This is a genomic window from Brucella sp. IR073, assembly GCF_049065735.1.
Lineage (GTDB): Bacteria > Pseudomonadota > Alphaproteobacteria > Rhizobiales > Rhizobiaceae > Paramesorhizobium.
Window position 1 is genome coordinate 54997 of record NZ_JBAKHD010000010.1, and the last position, 17811, is coordinate 72807.

A 17811-nucleotide genomic window follows, 5' to 3' on the forward strand; every position below is an offset into this window, starting at 1 on the left:
TCCCATGACGATCACCCGCAACATCCGCACGCCCATCATGCACCGCGCCGTGGAAGCCAATGGCTTCGTCTTCATCGGCGGCACCATTGCCGACGACACCAGCGTCTCTATGGGCGAGCAGACCCGCAACATCCTCGGTAAGATCGCCGCCTATCTCAAGGAAGCGGGCACTGACATCACCAAGGTCGTTTCTGCCTCCATCTTCGTCACCGATCTCTCGCACAAGAAGGAAATGGATGCGGTCTGGACCGAAATCTTCGGTGACAATCTCCCCGCTCGCGCCACGGTCGGCGTCGCGGATCTCGGCGGCGGCGCGCTCATCGAAGTGGTGGTGACCGCGCTCCAGGCGTGAAGCTGGAAGACAAACCCCGCTGGATACCGGCGGGGTTTGCAAGAGATAGAGCGCCCCGCTCTGACTTTTCGGGATCGTGCTTCGGGCGGCGGAACGATGTAATTTAAGGCCGAATCGCCCTCAAAAGCGCTAGGCATATGGAAACGTCGCTTTATCTGCCCGTCAAAGCCTTTCTCGAAAAGGCCGGCTACGTCGTCAAGGGCGAAGTCGGCGGCTGCGATCTCGTCGGCTTGAGCGATGGCGATCCTCCTGTCGTCGTGATCTGCGAATTGAAAATGAGTTTTAATCTGGAGCTCATACTGCAGGCCGTCGACCGGGCGGTTGCCGCCGACGAGGTGTGGATCGCGGCGCGCGTGTCCGCCAAGGGCAAAGGGCGGGAGGCCGACAAGCGCTATCGCCATCTGTGCCGCAGGCTGGGGATCGGCATGCTCGGCGTTTCCGATGACGGCGAGGTCAGCATTATCGTCGGCTCCGTGTCGCCAATGCCCCGCGCCGATCCGAAACGGCGCTCGAGGCTCATGCGCGAACACCAGAAGCGGCGCGGCGACCCGGCCGTAGGCGGAAGCACGCGCATGCCCGTCATGACCGCCTACCGTCAGCAGGCACTTGCCTGCGCGGCGGCGCTGGCATCCGGTCCGCTGCGCGTGCGCGACATCAGAGCCGACGTACCGGACGCGGGCAAGATCCTGCTTTCGAATGTCTATGGCTGGTTCGAGCGGGTTGACAGAGGCGTTTATGGCCTGACCGACGCCGGACGCGAAGCGTTGCAACGATGGCCGCAGCCGGAAGCGGAAGCCGTCCCGGCCTGATTTTTTTCCTTTTCAAGCAACGCCCGCATCCGCTTCATGCGGGAGTGGTCATATATTTTATATCGAGAAGCGAAGCTTGATCTTCGCCGTTGGTGAAACTTTGCAGTAGAGGAATGGATCCCAGTGACAAGCACTGGGATGACGGGGTGGAGATGCTTTCACCCGACTAACAACCGTTGTGGAAGACGAACGGCTGGAGATTATCGAGAACAGCCAACCCATTCGTCATCCCAGTGCTTGTCACTGGGATCCATTCCTCTCCGTATCCATGACAACAACGGCACAGTACTTCGCAGATAATTCCTTCAATTATACAAATTGCTTCAAAATACAGTGAATAGAGTAAAGTATTATATAGATATTAATGGCGAAAATATTATGCAGTATTATAACGAAGATATACGCGCAAAGGTCGTGAAATGGGCATCAGACGTCGGGATTTTATCAAGGGATGTGTTGCGGTTTCTGTCATGCCGCTTCCGGTGGCCGCCTCTGCCGCAGATGGGGGCACGGGTAGCGAGCTGACCGCCGGTCTCGATTTGCAGGTTGAGAAATCGATCAAGGCGGGTTTCGGCGGCGGGTTTTCGGTCTTGTCTTATTCCCAGTCAAACGGGCTGACCTACGCCGAGATCGAGCATTTCGGTAACCGCTATGCGGTGGCCTCCGCCGATTTGCAGGAGTGGGAGATCATTCGGTCTTCTCTGAGCAACCCTCGTTTCGCTTAAGTTTCAGCGCCTGATTTTTAGAGGTTGAGCCGTGGCCCAGACGATCAAGAGCATTCGCATTCATCCCGGCATCGGCGTTGCTCGCCTGGGGGACAGCGACGAATTCTACATCGGCCCCGAAGCACCGGGCATTGTGGTAGATCCCGGCGGAAGCAATGGCCCGGGGCCCAAGGGCGGGACATACCGCGACAGCAATGCCCGGCTGAAACGCCAGGCGCAGCGATTCCGGGTCTATGGCTACGATGCCGACGGCAATGTCGTCGCCGAGCTCACCTCCGCTACAGGCCTCGTCCATCATGTGAGGTCCCTCCGCTGGCGGGTTCATGTGCGGAACATGAAGGCGGCGAATTATGCCTTTCAGGGCGCCTATCTGTTCGATCCGGACCAGTTGCGTAATCCGTCGATCCAGCCCGGCCTGAAGCCGATCGAGCGCACCCAGCTCATCATCGACCCGGGTGTGCACACCATTGCGCCGGGCCAGGATGAGCCTGTTGTCATGAAAGGCGATGTCTTTACCGGTGTTACTAACGGCACGCTGCCGGGCGCCCTGCGCTTCGAAGGATTTACACCGAAAGACCGGTCCCAGGACGTCAAGGTCACCTACAAGCCCGCGAAAGATATCGAGCTCGGACGATTGCGGCTCGATTCCAATCATCGCCTGCTTTTCATTCCGGGGGCGGGGAAAAGCGGCTGCGTCACGACACCCAAGGTGGCGCTGTCGAATCCAAGCATGACGGTCGATCCGCCGAACGGCCCGGAGGGCGGCAAAAACGCGCTCACCAACCAGTTCGCCTATTTCAATGTGCCGGGATGGTGGGACGACACCTGCGGCGGCGAAATCGACGTGACGGTCACCTTGCGGGACGGCACCGTCCTCAGCACGCGTGACGGCGTCGCCTCCGAAGCGGACGAAGGTACGCGCAACCCGCATGCCGGTGCCTGGATCGTCACCGCGCCGCCGAAATATGCGCCGCACATGTATCATGTGGTGTCGATACTGGATCGCGTCTATGAGGCGTTTCCCGAGGCGTATCCCTATGCCGGGCAGAAAACGAATTTCTATCGCGATGTCTATCCGATCTTCGCCAAGGCGGTGAACTATGGCTGGGTGAGCGCCGAGGCGGCGGGCGTGACGCCGGAAACCGACGGCGCGGCCCATGGACCGAAGCAGCCCGGCAATTTGCTCGATAGCACCTACATGGCCTCTTTCACCGATCCGGGCGCGAACAGCCAGCCGACGCGGCAGATGGTCTATAATCTGATGCGCCATGCGGCGGGAAATAACGGGCGTCTGGTCGACTCGCTGATGCCGCCGCCGCCCGAGCGCCCGACCAGTTGGCAGAATGCTGAGTTCAAGCGCGACGAGGAAGACTGGAAGATGCCCAAGCTGTGGGGCACGGCGGGCAAGCCGTTGCAGAACCAGCAATTGGGCAACAGCTTCCCCAACCAGTTCCTGAGCCTCACCGGCTTGCAGCTCAACCACATGAAGGATTGGGCGGACGGCAACTTTGAAGTGGGCACCCCGCCGGAGCCTCAGGAGCTCGAAGCCCTGCCGGTGGCCGCGCAGCCACGCGCGCTGGATGAGGCGGCGCTGGAGCCCACCATCGGCGGCGGCTTCCACCCGGGCATCGAGTTTCCTTATCTGATCATCTACCGGGAGAATTTCGCCGAAGCCTTCCGGGTGGGTAAGGATATCGAGCCCGGCTCGCTCGCGGCCTATATGTCATGCCCCTGGCAGGGCGATTTCTGGTCCTGCAACACGGCATGGTGGCCGGTCCAGCGGCCGGATATCGTTTTCGATTACGACCAGAAGAACAAGACCCGCACCTATAAGGAATGGTTTCGCGGCTATGACCAAGAAGGCGAGCCGCTATCCGCCACCGATGGCTACAACCAGATGCCCTATGCCTGGTCGAAGCTGGGGATGGTGATGCCCGTCAGGGGCGACGACGGCACCTATCTGAAAGACAATGGCGAGATGGTGTTCGTCGAACAGGAGCGTAACCCGGCGCTGGACAAGCCGCCGGCCAGGATCGTGGCCCCGGCGGTGGTCAAGAAGAAATAGGCCGTGCAGGCCATGCCCGGCCGGACCGATGCCGTGTGGGATGCCGTCATTGTCGGTTCCGGGCCCGCGGGGTCCGCAACCGCCATCACGCTGGCCGCCTATGGCTGGCATGTGTTGATGGTCGAGAAGCGGGAGGCGAGGGGTTTCAAACTGGGTGAATCCCTGCCGCCGTCCTCGCTCGGACTGGTCGAGCATTTCCTCGGAGAAATCGGGCAAGAGCAGTCTGCCGGCCTTTTTCGCACGGCGGGAAATATCTCGCTATGGGCGAGCGAGCAGACTGAAATCGCGGATTTCTTCTTCTCATCGACGGGCCATGGCCTATGCATCGACCGTCTGGCCTTCGACGACGCCCTGCGTGCAAAAGCGGTTGCGGCAGGCGCAACCCTGCTTGAGGGCGTGAGCCTCCGTTCCTGCGCGCGCATCGATAACGGTTCTGCCCATTGGCGGCTGACGTTTGCTTCGCCCACGGGCGTACAGCAGGTGGACGCCCGTTGCCTCGTCGATTGCTCCGGACGGCAGGCCGTCGTGGCAAGGGCGCTCAGCATCCCGGCCCTTCACAATGACGATCGCCTGTTCGCCTATGCGCAATGGTTCTCCTGCAGTGGGGAGGACGACGATCGCTACACCAGGATCGAGGCCGCGCCGCATGGCTGGTGGTATACCAACCGCTTGCCGGCCGTGGATGGACAGACAAGCCGGCGCCTGGTGGTTTTCCATTCGGACAGGGATCTGCCGGCGGCGAGGCTGGCGGCATCGCAACAGGGCTTTGATGAACTTCTCCAGGACACCAAGCATATCGCGCCCTTGCTCAAGGAGAGGGGCTATCGCGCCTCGGCAGCCATTCGCGGCGCCCCGGCGGGCAGCCAGCGACTGCGGGAATTCTGCGGTGACGTCTGGATGGCGGTGGGCGACGCGGCGCAGGCCTATGATCCGCTATCGTCGCAAGGCATCGACAAGGCGCTCAAAAGTGGAAGCCATGCCGGGCACATGATCCATTATGCGTTGGCCGACGACACGCAGAGCATGTCGGCATCGGGCAGCCGCAACGCATTCATCGATCAATATGACGAGCAGCAGCGCCAGCTCTGGGCCGCGTATGTCTCGCAACGGGACTTTTACTATCGCCTTCAGCCCCGCTGGCTCGACCAGCCGTTCTGGCAGCGCCGGGTGAGGCACACAGGTTGAAAATGCGGGCAAACCCGTTATATAGCCCCCTTGAAAGTGAGGACGACCTCCCCCGTTTATCGGGCTCGTTTGCTCGGGACGACCCGAGCTTTCCGGAGGTTGGAAAATGCGCTCCGTCAGCGACCGTATCCGTCACGCACTCAGCTTTGAAATCATCGGACTCCTGCTCGTCACGCCGCTTGGCGCGCTGGCGTTTCACATGCCTATGCATGATATCGGCATGGTCAGCCTCGTCAGCGCGACGATCGCGACGACATGGAATTTCGTCTATAATTATCTGTTCGACGTGGTCCTTCAGCGCCTTTCGGGGACTACCGAGAAGGGCGCTTTCATGCGCGTTTTCCACGCGGTCTTGTTCGAGAGCGGCCTTCTGGTCGTGCTGATGCCGTTCATCGCCTGGTATCTTGGCGTATCGTTCTGGCAGGCCTTCATCATGGATGTCTCATTCGCGCTTTTCTATATGGGCTACGCTTTCGTGTTCAATTGGGCTTACGACCGGATCTTTCCGCTGCCCGAGTGGAAGAATAAAGCCGTGCCGCAGGCTGAGTAGACCAAACCTGCAGCACGCCGTCCGCGACGCTTACCCCTCCGGCGTCGGCTCGCCCAGCGAAAGCATCAGACGGTTGGCCCAGTTGAAGAAGGCCGCGCCGTGGATGACGTCGGAGATTTCCTCGTCCGTCAGCCCGGCATTGCGCAGCCGCGCCACGTGATCCCGGTCGAAGGCGGGCGGGGTCGCGGTTAGGGCGGCTGAAGCGGCGACGACCGCGTTCCAACGCTCGCCAAGGTCCGTCTCGACGCCTTCGTCGAGCAGGCGCTGCACGTCCTCGTGCCGCTTGGAGTGGTGCGAGGCGAAGCGCGAATGCACCGAGGCGCAGAAAATGCAGCCATTGAGGCGGGAAGCCGCCGTTGCCGCCAGCTCCCTCTCCGCGCGCGGAAGGCCATCGGCGGTGTTATAGAAGATGTCCTTGTCGGTCTTCGTGCGCGCTTCCAGAATGTCCGGATCGCGGGCAAGCAGCATGAAATAGGGCGACTTGACGCGGGCGGGGTCGACGAGCGCGGTGCGGTGGCGGTCGGTCAGGTCCTCTTCGGCAAGCGGCGTCAGCCATGGCGTCCAGCCGATATTGGCTTGCGTGAAACTATCAGGCGCGTTTTCGACTGCCGGTTCGATTGTTGTTTCGGTCATGGCTCTCTCTCAGGCGTCGGCGAGGACCTTCAGCCCGCTGACGACGCGAAGCTGGAAGGCGAGGAAGGAAACGAGTTGCGACAGCGTGACGATGCCGGTGGTAGTCCACCCCGCGTCGAGCAGCTTTTGCAAGCGTGCGGGATTGGCGTCGCGGGGATGGAAGACCAGGAGATGGCTATGCTCCAGCGCCGCCGCGAGGCGCTCTTCGACAATGGCCCGCTCTTTTCCGGCAACCGAGAAGGCAAGGCCCGGCTTGTTCTCGGCTGAGAGCGGGCCGGCAGGATAATCGCCGTAAGGCCCGGTCGTTGCGGCCTCATCGGCGAGAACGGTGACGATATCCGCCAGCGGCGTTCCATCGGGCAGCGCCCTGAGCTTTCCTGCATAAAATTCCGCCGCCTCACGCTGTCCATGCAGAAGCGAGACGAACAGCGCCACTGCGAAACGCTCCGCAAGCGTCACATCGCTGGGTGAGACGGGCTCGAACAGCGCGTTCCAGCTCGCCTGCGCGTTCGCCTTTGTGATGGGACGGCGGGCGCGCAGCGCCTCGAGCGGCGAGGCGGCATCGACGCCGGCCAGATGGTCTATGATATCAGCATGTTCACTCATGATTGCACTTTCATTCTGCCGCCGCGAGGCGGGATGGAGATTGTTTGTGCCAGCCCAGCGCCGGGGCGACGTACCGGGCCGTCAGCTCGATGGAACGCAGGATGTCCTCATGCAGCGGGTCGATGGAATGGACCTGGAAGACGATATCCGTGCTCCTCGCCAGCGCCGTATCCTGTTTCAGCGAGGCGATGACGTCGTCAGGCGTGCCGACATGGCTGTCGAGGGCGCGGATCAGGTCTTCGACCGTCCGGCCCGGAATGCGATGACCGAGCGCGGCGAATTTATCGGCGACGCGCGTCAGCCCCGCTTCGGCGAGTTGCAGGGCGCGTTTGCGATCTTCCGCGACGAAAAGGCTGCGCGAGCCGAGAATGCGCGGCGCGCGGCCATCGGGAAGCGCGGCGAGATAGGCGTCGATGATCGGGTTCTGAATGTCCCACAGCGTCGCGTCCGGCTGATCGGCGGGGCGCGGCTGCGTGCGCGACAGCATCAGCCCGTCGCCGCTTGCGCCCGCCAGTCTGGAACCGGTGGCGGAGAAGGTGGCAAGCCATATGCGGTTCAAAAGATGCGGGGCAGAGGGATAGACCCGGTTGCCGCCACCAAGATCATGCCCGGCCCAGCCGTCACGCACGATTTTGAGATTATTCGCGTAGACTTCGCCGCGCTTGTCCGCGTCGATGCCGAAGGCCTCGAAGGATTCCCGAGTGCCCCCGGTGCCGAACCCGACTTCGAGGCGCCCGCCCGAGAGAAGGTCGAGAACGGCGGTGTCTTCCGCCACGCGGATGGCGTTTTCCATGGAGAGGGTGATGACGCCCGTACCGAGCCGAATGGTCGAGGTGCGCGCCGCGACAGAGCTAAGGAAAACCGCTGGCGAAGGGAGACCGCCCTCATCGGCATGGAAATGGTGCTGCGCGATCCAGGCGCTGTCGAAGCCCTGTGCTTCGGCGTGGCCGATCTGTTCCGCCGCCAGCCGGTAGCGCTCGCCGGGTTCGGCGTCATCGAGAAGACGGGTGAAAAAGCCGAGGCGTTTTTGCCCTGATGTTTCGGACATGATCTTATCCTGCTGTTGCAATCGGGTGGGGGAATTTCTTGCCCGGAATGGCGTCGATCAGCTCGCGCGTGTAATCGCTCGCGGGGTTCTGGAAGATCTGTTCCACCGGGCCATATTCGACCTGCCGCCCGCTTCTCAGCACCGACACGGTGTCGGCAATCTGGCGGACGACGGCGAGGTCGTGGGAGACGAAGAGGTAGGTGAGGCCGAGGTCGCGCTGCAATTCCGCAAGCAGCGCGAGGATTTGCGCCTGTACGGTGACATCCAGGGCGGAAACCGCTTCATCGAGGATCACCACTTTCGGCTTCAGCACCAGCGCGCGGGCAATGGCGACACGCTGGCGCTGCCCGCCCGAGAGCGCATGGGGCCGCCGTTCCAAGGCTGCTTTCGGCAGGCCGACCCGGTCGATGATCGCCTCGACGCGCGCGCGGCGCTCCGCCTTGGGCGTGGGCTCGAAATTGAGCAGCGGCTCCTCGACGATGGAAAACACGCTTTGGCGCGGATCGAGCGAGCCGAACGGGTTCTGGTAGACGAGCTGGACCGAGCGGCGGAACTGCCGCAGGCTCTCGCGCTTGAGATCGCCGACATCGAGATTTTCGACCGTGATCCTGCCGCTATCCGGTTTCTGGAAACCGGCGATGGCGCGGATGGTCGTGGTCTTGCCGGAGCCGGATTCGCCGACAATGGCGTGCGTCGTACCGCGCGGTACGGTGAAGGAGACATCGTCCACCGCGCGGAAGCTGCTGTTTCCAATGCGGAATTCCTGCACGAGATTGGAAACCGTGACCGCCTCGCCGGGAGCAGCATTGAGGGGCGTAACGCGCGGTACGGCTGGAGCTAGGGAAGGTGCGTCCGATAACAAACGGCGCGTATAGGCGTTCTGTGGCGCGGCGAGGATGTCGGCGGTGCGGCCCTGTTCCTGAATGCGGCCGTTCTGCAGGACGATCAGCCGGTCGGACCGGTCGGCGGCGACGCCGAGATCATGGGTGACGAACAGGACCGCGGTTCCGTATTCGCGGCGTAAGTTGTCGATCAAATCGAGAATGTGCTTTTGCACCGTTACGTCGAGTGCTGATGTCGGCTCGTCGGCAATGATGAGCGCCGGGCGCAGCGCCACGGCGATGGCGATCAACACGCGCTGGCGCATGCCGCCGGAAAGCTCGTGCGGATATTGGCGCACGCGCAATTCGGGCTGCGGCAGGCCGACATGGCGCAGAAGCGCGACGGCCTCGGCATAGGCGTCCTTGCCCGTGGCGCGGCCATGGATTTTCAGGATTTCCGCCACTTGCGCGCCGATGGTAAGCACCGGATTGAGCGAGTTCGACGGGTCTTGCGGCACGAGGCTCACCACCGCGCCGCGGATGGCATTGAGCCGCTTTTGGCTCCATCCAGCGATATCGGTTCCGTTGAGGCGGATCGCGCCTTTCTCGATCCGGCCATTTTCCGGCAACAGGCCGATGATCGCCTGCGCGGTCGAGGTCTTGCCCGAGCCGCTTTCGCCCACCAGAGCCACCACCTCGCCGGGGGCGACAGTGAATGAAACGTCATGCACCACGCGGGTGAATCCGCTACCATCGCCATAGGCGACATGGAGGCCGGAGACTTCGAGAACCGGAGCGGTCATGATTGCCTCCCGATGGAGCGGCTGATGCGGTTGGCGGAAAGCACAACGGCGACGACCACGAGGCCGGGAATGGCGGTGAGCCACCAGGAGGTCGCGACATAATTGCGTCCCTCCGCGATCAGAAGCCCCCATTCCGGCGTCGGCGGCGGTGCGCCGTAGCCGAGGAAGCCGAGGGTCGAGATTTGCAGGATGGCCCAGCCGAACTGCACCGCCGCATAGGCGATGACCGAGGTGAGCGAATTCGGCAGGATGTGCCGCCAGAGGACGCTGAGGAATGTGCCGCCGCTGCCGAAAGCGGCCTCGACGAATTCGGCGCGCCTGACGCGGATCACCTCCGAGCGCGTGAGACGGGCAAAACCGGCGATGGCCGTCGCTCCGACCGCGATGGCGACATTGAGGGTGCCGAAGCCGGTGAGAATGATGATGCTGAGCGAGAGGAGCAGCGTGGGGATGGCGAGGAGCACATCGACCGCGCGCATGATGATATCGTCGACGCGCCCGCCGGTGGAACCCGCAATGAGCCCCAGCAGGATACCGCCCGCAAAGCCGACGCCGACAGCCGCCAGTGCGCCGGAGAGCGAATGCACCGCCCCATAGACGATGCGGGCATAGAGATCGCGGCCAAGCGAATCCGTGCCGAGCAGGTGAAGGCTGCTGGGCGGTTTCAATTGTCCGCCTGGGACGCTCTGCAACGGGTCGTAGCTGGTGAAGAGGCTGGGGACGATGGCCCAAAGTAGCACTGTCGCCAGAATGAACCATGCGACGGCGAGGCCGGGCTGGAACTTCCCGGCGCGCGCGAGGAAGGATCTGCGGCCGGGGAGATGGGCTAAATCATCTTTTACGGCTGGAAAACCGGAACCGAGGGTCTCTAAGCTGCTCATGATCTTGCTCCCGTGGCGCTTTTCAGGCGCGGATCGAGAAAGGGATAGGCGAGGTCCACCGCCAGATTGACGAGCACAAAGACGGCGGCGCAGAAGACGACGATGGCCTGCAGGACCGCGACATCCTGATTGTTGACCGCATTCACGGTGAGGCTGCCGATGCCGTTGAGACCGAAGACGGTTTCGGTGACGACCGCGCCCGCCAGCAATTCGCCGAAGAGCACGCCCGCGACAGTGAGGACGGGAAGAACGGCGTTGCGCGCCACATGCATCCACAGCACGCGCAGGCGTGACGCGCCCTTGGCCCGCGCCACCGCCACGAAGGGCCTTGTTTCGATCTCATCGAGATTGTGGATCAGGATTTGCGCCAGCGGCGCGGAGATCGGCACCGCCAGCGCCAGCACCGGCAGGATCAGGCTTTCCCACGGGCCGGGATTGATGACGGAGACGAGCTTCAGCCGGAAGGAAAAGATCTGGATCAGCATGATGCCGAGCCAGAAAACCGGCACGGAAATGAAAAGCGGCGGCAGCGACTGGACGAAGTTACGCAGCCAGCGGAAGGGCAAGGTAGAAGAGAGGAAGGCAATCAGTCCGGCGAGAAGAACCGCGGCAGCGAAGCCGAGAAAAGCAAGCTTCAGCGTGGCCGGAATATTGGTGGCAAGCTGGGCGGAAACCGGCACGCCCGCCTGTATCGAATAGCCGAACTGCCCTTGCAGGAAATTAGCCAGCGAGTGAACATATTGCGTGATGACTGGCGTATCGGAGGCATAGGCGGCGCGGATGTCGGCGATCTGTTCGGGGCTGAGACCATATTCCGGGTTGAGGAACTTGATCAACACCGCATCACCCGGCAAAGCCCGCAGGAGGATGAAGGACAGCGTGAACGCCGCCCAGAGCACGATGACGGCCTGTCCTATCCGGGAAAGAACATATTTCGCCATGCTGTTGCCTCCTTATTGCCACGATTGGCCCCGCCATCAGCACCGATAGCGGGGCTTAAACCCTACTTTTCCAGCCAAACGCTGTAGAAACTCGGACGTCCGACCGCCTCGAAAGCGACGCCCTTGACATAGGGTGCGCCGGCATAGACCTGCGGCTCCTCGAAGATCGGGATCGCATAGGCCTGATCGAGCACATAGGCCTGAACGTCATCGACCAGCTTCAGACGCTTCTCGCGGTTGGGTTCCGAGGCGATGCCGTCGAGCAGCGCGTTCAGCTTCTCATCCGCAAAACTCTGTACCTTGTCGCTGCCGCCATCCTTCTGGCGCAGCACGTCGCGGTTCTTCGGGTGGTACTGGCTCTTGATCACATCAGGGTCAGCGCGGCCCACCATGGCGGGCGAAACGGGCGTCTTCTGCGGGTCCAGATCGTCGATGGTGCGGCTGCCTGCATCGCCTGCCAGCACGTTGAGCTTGACGCCCACTTTTTCCCATTGCTGGGCGAGAAGCTGGAGCGTCGCGCGGTTCTGCGGCTGCGGCGGGGATTCATAGGCCGTCAGGATGAGCTTCCTGCCGTCCTTTTCGCGGATGCCGTCAGGCCCCGGCTTGTAGCCGGCCTCGTCAAGCAGCGCCTTGGCTTTTTCGAGGTCGAAGCCGAGCTTCCCGGACTGGTCCGTATAGCCGATCGCATTCGAAGCGATGATCGAAGTCGCGCGCGGATAATTTTCAGAGAACAGCGTGGCGATGATCTCGCCGCTGTTGGTGGCATGGAGCAGCGCCTGGCGCACCTTCACATCGGTCACCAGCGCGTTATCCGGACGGAACACCACGCTGTTGTTCACGCCGCGTGTCGGGGCGGCATAGATGGGGAAGCCCTGCGCCTTCACCTGCGGCTCATCATAGGCCTGGATCTGGCGGATGAAATCGGCCTGCCCCGCCAGCAGCGCGCCGATGCGCACGCTGTCCTCGCCGGTGATGATATATTTGATACCGTCGAGATAAGCGCGGCCCTGATGGGATAAGGATCTGGGACCCCAGTTATAATCCTCGCGCGCCTTCAGCGTCAGCTCCTTGCCGAGCGTTTCGCTGTCCACCACGAACGGGCCGGAACCGATGATCTTGGTCGCATCGCCCAGTTCCGTAAACGGCCGTTCCAGCGTCTTCGGCGAAACGAGGCCGGAACCGATGACCGATGTTCCCTGCAGGAACCCGGGAGATGACTTCTTGAAGTAGAACTTGACGGTGAGCGGATCGATGACTTCGCTGCGGTCGTAATTGTTGACGACTTCGGAGACCGGATATTTCAGCTCCTTGTTGCCTCGACCATAGACGTCAAAATTCTTCGCCACCGCCGCAGCGTCGAGCGGCGTGCCGTCCGAGAAAGTCACCCCCGGACGGATTTTGAAAGTGTATTCCGTAGCGTCCGCATTGACCTCCCAGGATTCGGCGATCCACGGCTCGATCTCCAACGTCCTAGGGTTCTGCCAGGTCAGCTTGTCGGTGATCTGGTTGAGGACGCCGCCATTGGGATAGAACCCGCCTGCCGGCGGATAGAGATTGGTATGGGCCAGCGGCTCCAGATAGATAAGCGTCCCGCCCTTCACGGGCTCCTGCGCTCTGGCGCCTGACAGCGCAAGGCTGGCGGCAGCGATTGCGGCGAAACCGATACCGGTGAAATAGCGCGATCGTTTCATGAATACCCTCGAATTTTCAATTCCTGAAAGGGTATTCCTTTGCCCTCTGCGGGCAATCAGCCGGGGTAAATTACTCTTCCAATTTAAGAATGCGAGTTAGCAATTTTGTTTAATTTCCCGCCGTTGAATGAAAGGCGGCTAAAAGACCCCTCTAGGCCCTTACCGTCGATACCCTCAGATGAAACAAGGCCCGGCGTTCCCGCCGGGCCTTGTCCTCATGATTATCGCGCGTAGATCAGGCGCTCGCCTGCTGCTGCCTGTTATAGCGGATCGACGACCAGAGCGAGATGCCGATCAGCGCCGCGCCGCCGAGGCCGGTGATGACTTCCGGAATGTGGATCAGCGTCTGGAAATACATGACCACCGACAGGATCAGGATGGCGTAGAAGGCGCCGTGCTCCAGATAGCGGTATTCGGCGAGCGTGCCCTTTTCCACCAGCATGATCGTCATCGAGCGCACATACATCGCGCCGATGCCGAGGCCGATGGCGATGATGAAGAGGTTTTGCGTCAGCGCGAACGCGCCGATAACACCATCGAAGGAGAAACTCGCGTCCAGCACTTCCAGATAGAGGAAGGCGCCGAGACCGCCCTTGGCCGCCTCGCTCATCGTTTTCTGCGAGGCGTCGAGCAGGCCGCCGATGACTTCCACGCCGAGGAAGGTCAAAAGGCCATAGATGCCGGCATAAACGAAGGTTTGCGCTTGCTCCGGCGGGAGCAGCCTCGAAAAGCCGAGGATGAGCGCCAGCACGAAGGCGACCTCGATGCCCTTGACGGTCGCAAAGCGGGCCATCCGGCTTTCGAGCCATTTTATCCAGTGCACGTCCTTTTCATGGTCGAAGAAATAGGTGAGGCCGACCATCATCAAGAATGTGCCGCCGAAGGCTGCGATGGGCAAATGCGCTTCATGCATGATCCGCGCATATTCCTCTGGCCGGCTCGCGGCGAGGATGACGGCCTCGATGGGGCCGATCTTGGCGGCAATGACCACGATGAGCAGCGGAAAGACGATCCGCATGCCGAAGACCGCGATGAGAATGCCCCAGGTCAGGAAGCGCTGCTGCCAGACCGGCGTCATGTCCTTGAGCTTGTTGGCATTGACGATGGCGTTGTCGAAGGAAAGCGAGATTTCGAGCACCGCGAGCACGGCGCAGATGAAGAAGGTCGAGGCGATGCCTGCAAGCGTCCCGGTGGATTGCCATCCGAGCCACGCGCCGAGGATCAACCCAACGATGGTGACGATGTACGCCCATTTGAAATAATGAAGCATCACCGACGGGCCTCCCCAAAAACAGTCGCGCGTGGGAAGGCACATGCGTGAAGCATGAGACAAGTTTTCATAGCAGCTAATTCCGCCGGCTTGATTTTGCTGGCGGTACCGACATCACGAGAGCGCCGTAAACTCTCGCCAGAGGGGCCCGGCACCTTTGTTCATCCCGCGGTCCGATGCCTGGAGGCGGGGTTCTTTTTACTTAGCAGCGCCGCGCCGCACGTCAAGAGGCGAAGACGGCCGGGATGTCGCCCGGCCGTCTTGAGGTTAGCCCCGCTTACTGGGCGGGCTTGGTCGCCGGAGCGGGCGCCGCGGGGGCGGCCGGAGCAGCAGGCTTTGCCGGCTGCTTTCCCGTGCTCGCGGTGCTGGGCTCGTTCTCGGTAAGCGACCGGACCGAAATGGCATCATCAGCCTTGATCAGGCTGAGATTCGCCTCATAATAATTTTTCTTGTCGAGATCGTTCATCGCCGTCTCGACCACCTTGGCAAGAGCCGGAAGCTTTGCGTCGGTCTCGGTGACGAAGATGTTGACTTCGGCAAGCTTCAATTCCTGGATCGCTTCCTGGGTCTTGCCGCTGCCAAGGTGCTTGTTGGCATTCTCGACATGCTTCGCCTTTTCCGGCGTCACATTGTAATCGTCATTGATGCCGACGGAAAAATCGATCGGAACCTGGCCCGACTGCACCGCGGCAATTTCGTCCTGCGAGCTGTTCGCCTGCTTGAGCTTCTGCACCAGGTCGGGTGTGCCGGCCTGCGCCTTGTCGATATTCTCCTTGACCGCCTTCAGGATGGTCTTGGCGCGGTCGGGTGTGCCCTGGAAAATCGCTAGCCTGGCAAGGGCAATTCCGCGAACCGCGGCATAGCCCTCGTCGGAAACCACATCCAGCTTCTTCATGGCAGCCTGCTGCTGCGGCGAGAGCTTCTCAGCCAGAGCGGCTTTCGACGCCGCGGCATTTTTGTCCGCTGGCGTGGCACCCTTGTCCTGAGCCTGCGTCTGCGGCGCCGGGGTCTGGGCAAAGCCCTGCGTTACGGGCGCCACGACAAAAGAAGCAACCGTCGCGGACAGAAGAAGGGCGGAGAGAGATTTCAGTTTCATGGGATAACTCCGTTTTGGAAAATAGTCCCCCTATTTTCGCATAAAAAATCCCATGTAAATCACGGTTCTGGCTGCATAGTTAACCCTCCATCTCCCAATTATTATTACATGATTGCTGATGGTGGCGTAATTTTACTGATGTAATGCACTATAAGTCTTCCGCCTCCATCCATGTACATGGTGGGGGAATGGGGGCTGTTCGCCGCCAAGCCCTGTCACCGCCCGGTGGAAAAATGCATGAAGCGGGCTCAACTTCCATGAACGATATTGTGAGGAGAGGACTCTGCGCCACTCCGGGAACTGCGTGCAAGTTCCGGCGTGGAGGCATAAGGTTTCATAAATTTATGGTTGTGCGCCGCATATATACAATTTCTAATTACAAACAGACGTGTTACGATATGCCTTGTAATAGAGGCCGACTGTTTCCGAAGGGAGGACGCCATGGCCAATGAAGCCGCTTTTCAATGGGATCCGAATGCGGACCAGACCTATAATGGAGATGACCTGACTCTGTCGGGCACGCCAGAGAGCTTTAAAAAGGTAGCAGGAAAATCGTTCACGATGGATGCTGCTTTTTCGACGCTTATTCTTCAGGTTCCGCAGCCGGGCGATACGATCTGGGGCTTCGGTGATTCGGACGAGCCGACCACCATCCTCGTGAGGAATGGCAACCTCGTTTATGAATGTACTAGCGCATGGGCGGTATTGTCCTTCGAGGGCGGAATGTTGCCGGCAGTGAAATTAACTGTAGAAAATAGTGCTACTTTTACGGCGAGGAAAACACCCGATGCCAGTGCCCTGGTCGTGTACACCGGAGATGTGTTTGTTTTAACGCTCAAAGACGCCGCGGTCGCTGAATTCTTTTGTGACACATTCGGCCTTTCCCAGGACGAGGAGGACTTTGCTGAAATTAATATCTCCGGCATGGCGCGAATGCGGGTCGTCTCTCAATCCGTTTTTGGACTGATCAACGCGACTGTTTATGTGAACTCCAACAGCGGCGGCTCGACTTATTCATTGAACTGGATGACGCGATGCCTCGATCCCCAGCAAGGAATGATCCTGTATACGTCCAGTATCCGCCTGGCGGGAGCATCAACAGGCCTTCTCGCAGGCCCCTTCCTAACACTTCAGGGTGATAGCCGCATCGAGGTGGTGGATACGGTCACACTACAATTGATGTTCGATTCCGTTTCGGTTGAGCAGGGATCGCAATTTATTCTTGGAGGAGGCGCAGCCCAGGTAAAATTCGAAGGCTTTGGGAATGGTCAGCCATTCGATTTCTTCAACACGGTTTATCCCAGTGGAATGTTTGAGATCACCTCGCAGGGAAGTATCAATAGGGGTGAATTTATCATCTTTTCGATGGGACCAAGCCCTATATCCAGGATACTCTCCAAAGGGCTTATCTCGATCGATGGCGTGCCTCAATACAACACGAGCCGGATATCCTGCGCGTATGAATCCCATGGCGTCTATATCGTCATCCGCCAAACCAGGGTTTGATTGGGGCGAACATAGAAACGTAATAAGGTTAATATGGCCAGATGATCTGGTCTCGAAAGAGATCCGTGAAATTTGGAATAATGTAAACGATTATTGAAGGAGACGGTATTAGCGTTTCCATGTTTCGAATATTTACCGGAGTATGGATTGAACGGCAGGCACAATACATTTTATTTCGCCGCCGCTATCGGATTTCTTGTGCTGGCGGCGAGCCTGTTATTTGCGCCGCATATCGCTTATGCGGTCACGGTCGATATGTTCTTTGTCACCTATCTGGCGCTTACCCTGCCGAAAATGCTGGGGTCGACGCCGGAGCAATTGCGGGGCAGCATCGCGCGGTCCGACGAGCCGGTTTGGCTCATCTTTACGCTCACCTTCGGCGCGGTGGTTGTTGCGGTCGGTTCGCTCTTCGTCTTCATCAATTCGCCCCGGCGTTTCGACCCGCTTGAACTTACTCTCACGCTTGCGGCGGTGCCGCTCGGCTGGCTGGCGCTGCATATGATGGCCGCGGTTCATTACGGGCATCTCTATTGGAGGGAAGCGGGGAGGAAAGGCGGCAGGCGCGGCCAGCATGCAGGCGGTCTCGCCTTCCAGGGCGGCAAAGAGCCCGGCGGCATAGAGTTCCTCTATTTCGCCTATGTGATCGGCATGGCGGCGGAAACATCGGATACCGCGATTACGACCACTGAGATGCGCCGGACCAATCTCATCCACGGCATCGTTTCCTATTTTTTCAACATGGTGCTCGTCGCCGCCGCGGTGAATGTCGCCGTTTCGCTTGGACAAGTGTCACAAAACTAGAATAGCTTCCCCGAAAACGGGGATATGG

At 60.4% G+C, this 17811-nt stretch carries 17 protein-coding genes; 8 read left to right on the forward strand and 9 right to left on the reverse strand.

Translation table 11 applies throughout. The features are described from left to right. Positions 1 to 4: 4 nt before the first annotated feature. From ACOWVG_RS17560 to ACOWVG_RS17585, 6 genes are all read left to right on the forward strand, one after another. Positions 5 to 352, forward strand: a complete 348-nt coding sequence (locus tag ACOWVG_RS17560; protein ID WP_420963631.1) for a RidA family protein — start codon at positions 5 to 7, stop codon at positions 350 to 352. 137 nt (positions 353 to 489) lie between these two features. Further along, on the forward strand, positions 490 to 1161 hold the full coding sequence (locus tag ACOWVG_RS17565) for a DUF2161 domain-containing phosphodiesterase (RefSeq protein WP_420963632.1): 672 nt from the start codon (positions 490 to 492) through the stop codon (positions 1159 to 1161). Positions 1162 to 1580: 419 nt separating this feature from the next. Then, positions 1581 to 1886: a twin-arginine translocation pathway signal protein gene (locus tag ACOWVG_RS17570; protein WP_420963633.1), complete on the forward strand. Its 306-nt coding sequence runs from the start codon at positions 1581 to 1583 to the stop codon at positions 1884 to 1886. A gap of 31 nt (positions 1887 to 1917) precedes the next feature. Further along, positions 1918 to 3951 (forward strand): LodA/GoxA family CTQ-dependent oxidase, encoded by a 2034-nt coding sequence (locus ACOWVG_RS17575; protein WP_420963634.1) that lies wholly within the window; start codon positions 1918 to 1920, stop codon positions 3949 to 3951. A gap of 12 nt (positions 3952 to 3963) precedes the next feature. Beyond that, entirely contained in the window at positions 3964 to 5136 is a 1173-nt protein-coding gene (locus tag ACOWVG_RS17580; RefSeq protein ID WP_420963661.1) for an NAD(P)/FAD-dependent oxidoreductase, read from the forward strand. Between the two features lie 106 nt (positions 5137 to 5242). Beyond that, the gene (locus tag ACOWVG_RS17585) at positions 5243 to 5686 is read left to right on the forward strand and encodes a PACE efflux transporter (RefSeq protein WP_420963635.1); all 444 of its coding nucleotides are present in this window, start codon (positions 5243 to 5245) and stop codon (positions 5684 to 5686) included. Positions 5687 to 5716: 30 nt separating this feature from the next. Here the strand turns inward: ACOWVG_RS17585 and ACOWVG_RS17590 are convergent, their stop codons facing one another. The 9 genes from ACOWVG_RS17590 to ACOWVG_RS17630 form a co-directional block, all read right to left on the reverse strand. Then, entirely contained in the window at positions 5717 to 6319 is a 603-nt protein-coding gene (locus tag ACOWVG_RS17590) for an alkylhydroperoxidase domain protein (RefSeq protein ID WP_420963636.1), read from the reverse strand. A gap of 9 nt (positions 6320 to 6328) precedes the next feature. Continuing rightward, a complete protein-coding gene (locus ACOWVG_RS17595) occupies positions 6329 to 6925 on the reverse strand; it encodes a CMD domain protein (RefSeq protein WP_420963637.1) in 597 nt (198 codons plus the stop codon). A 10-nt stretch (positions 6926 to 6935) separates the two neighbouring features. Further along, positions 6936 to 7973, reverse strand: coding sequence for a putative FMN-dependent luciferase-like monooxygenase (locus ACOWVG_RS17600; protein WP_420963638.1), 1038 nt, complete (start codon positions 7971 to 7973; stop codon positions 6936 to 6938). A 4-nt stretch (positions 7974 to 7977) separates the two neighbouring features. Then, positions 7978 to 9597 (reverse strand): dipeptide ABC transporter ATP-binding protein, encoded by a 1620-nt coding sequence (locus ACOWVG_RS17605; RefSeq protein ID WP_420963639.1) that lies wholly within the window; start codon positions 9595 to 9597, stop codon positions 7978 to 7980. Continuing rightward, complete coding sequence (locus ACOWVG_RS17610; protein ID WP_420963640.1) at positions 9594 to 10478, reverse strand: ABC transporter permease; 885 nt, start codon at positions 10476 to 10478, stop codon at positions 9594 to 9596. The genes ACOWVG_RS17605 and ACOWVG_RS17610 overlap by 4 nt, the downstream gene beginning before the upstream one ends. Continuing rightward, positions 10475 to 11419, reverse strand: coding sequence for an ABC transporter permease (locus ACOWVG_RS17615; protein WP_420963641.1), 945 nt, complete (start codon positions 11417 to 11419; stop codon positions 10475 to 10477). Before ACOWVG_RS17615 ends, ACOWVG_RS17610 begins: the two co-directional genes overlap by 4 nt. 62 nt (positions 11420 to 11481) lie before the next feature. Further along, a complete protein-coding gene (locus tag ACOWVG_RS17620) occupies positions 11482 to 13110 on the reverse strand; it encodes a TIGR04028 family ABC transporter substrate-binding protein (RefSeq protein ID WP_420963642.1) in 1629 nt (542 codons plus the stop codon). A 235-nt stretch (positions 13111 to 13345) separates the two neighbouring features. Next, positions 13346 to 14380 (reverse strand): DUF475 domain-containing protein, encoded by a 1035-nt coding sequence (locus ACOWVG_RS17625; protein ID WP_420963643.1) that lies wholly within the window; start codon positions 14378 to 14380, stop codon positions 13346 to 13348. A 277-nt stretch (positions 14381 to 14657) separates the two neighbouring features. Then, complete coding sequence (locus ACOWVG_RS17630) at positions 14658 to 15476, reverse strand: YfdX family protein (RefSeq protein ID WP_420963644.1); 819 nt, start codon at positions 15474 to 15476, stop codon at positions 14658 to 14660. A gap of 441 nt (positions 15477 to 15917) precedes the next feature. Between ACOWVG_RS17630 and ACOWVG_RS17635 the strand changes: the two genes are divergently transcribed. Together ACOWVG_RS17635 and ACOWVG_RS17640 are read left to right on the forward strand one after the other, a co-directional pair. After that, positions 15918 to 16982 carry a hypothetical protein gene (locus ACOWVG_RS17635; RefSeq protein WP_420963645.1) on the forward strand — a complete coding sequence of 355 codons (1065 nt, stop codon included), beginning with the start codon at positions 15918 to 15920 and terminating at the stop codon, positions 16980 to 16982. A gap of 147 nt (positions 16983 to 17129) precedes the next feature. After that, positions 17130 to 17783, forward strand: a complete 654-nt coding sequence (locus ACOWVG_RS17640) for a DUF1345 domain-containing protein (RefSeq protein WP_420963646.1) — start codon at positions 17130 to 17132, stop codon at positions 17781 to 17783. Positions 17784 to 17811: the final 28 nt, after the last annotated feature.

Excerpts from the sequence above, each read along its gene's own strand:
- ACOWVG_RS17620 (WP_420963642.1), bottom strand. The coding sequence starts at position 13,110 with ATGAAACGATCGCGCTATTTCACCGGTATCGGTTTCGCCGCAATCGCT.
- ACOWVG_RS17580 (WP_420963661.1), top strand. The coding sequence starts at position 3,964 with ATGCCCGGCCGGACCGATGCCGTGTGGGATGCCGTCATTGTCGGTTCC.
- ACOWVG_RS17590 (WP_420963636.1), bottom strand. The coding sequence starts at position 6,319 with ATGACCGAAACAACAATCGAACCGGCAGTCGAAAACGCGCCTGATAGT.
- ACOWVG_RS17625 (WP_420963643.1), bottom strand. The coding sequence starts at position 14,380 with ATGCTTCATTATTTCAAATGGGCGTACATCGTCACCATCGTTGGGTTG.
- ACOWVG_RS17560 (WP_420963631.1), top strand. The coding sequence starts at position 5 with ATGACGATCACCCGCAACATCCGCACGCCCATCATGCACCGCGCCGTG.
- ACOWVG_RS17630 (WP_420963644.1), bottom strand. The coding sequence starts at position 15,476 with ATGAAACTGAAATCTCTCTCCGCCCTTCTTCTGTCCGCGACGGTTGCT.
- ACOWVG_RS17615 (WP_420963641.1), bottom strand. The coding sequence starts at position 11,419 with ATGGCGAAATATGTTCTTTCCCGGATAGGACAGGCCGTCATCGTGCTC.
- ACOWVG_RS17610 (WP_420963640.1), bottom strand. The coding sequence starts at position 10,478 with ATGAGCAGCTTAGAGACCCTCGGTTCCGGTTTTCCAGCCGTAAAAGAT.
- ACOWVG_RS17605 (WP_420963639.1), bottom strand. The coding sequence starts at position 9,597 with ATGACCGCTCCGGTTCTCGAAGTCTCCGGCCTCCATGTCGCCTATGGC.
- ACOWVG_RS17600 (WP_420963638.1), bottom strand. The coding sequence starts at position 7,973 with ATGTCCGAAACATCAGGGCAAAAACGCCTCGGCTTTTTCACCCGTCTT.
- ACOWVG_RS17585 (WP_420963635.1), top strand. The coding sequence starts at position 5,243 with ATGCGCTCCGTCAGCGACCGTATCCGTCACGCACTCAGCTTTGAAATC.
- ACOWVG_RS17595 (WP_420963637.1), bottom strand. The coding sequence starts at position 6,925 with ATGAGTGAACATGCTGATATCATAGACCATCTGGCCGGCGTCGATGCC.
- ACOWVG_RS17570 (WP_420963633.1), top strand. The coding sequence starts at position 1,581 with ATGGGCATCAGACGTCGGGATTTTATCAAGGGATGTGTTGCGGTTTCT.
- ACOWVG_RS17565 (WP_420963632.1), top strand. The coding sequence starts at position 490 with ATGGAAACGTCGCTTTATCTGCCCGTCAAAGCCTTTCTCGAAAAGGCC.
- ACOWVG_RS17635 (WP_420963645.1), top strand. The coding sequence starts at position 15,918 with ATGGCCAATGAAGCCGCTTTTCAATGGGATCCGAATGCGGACCAGACC.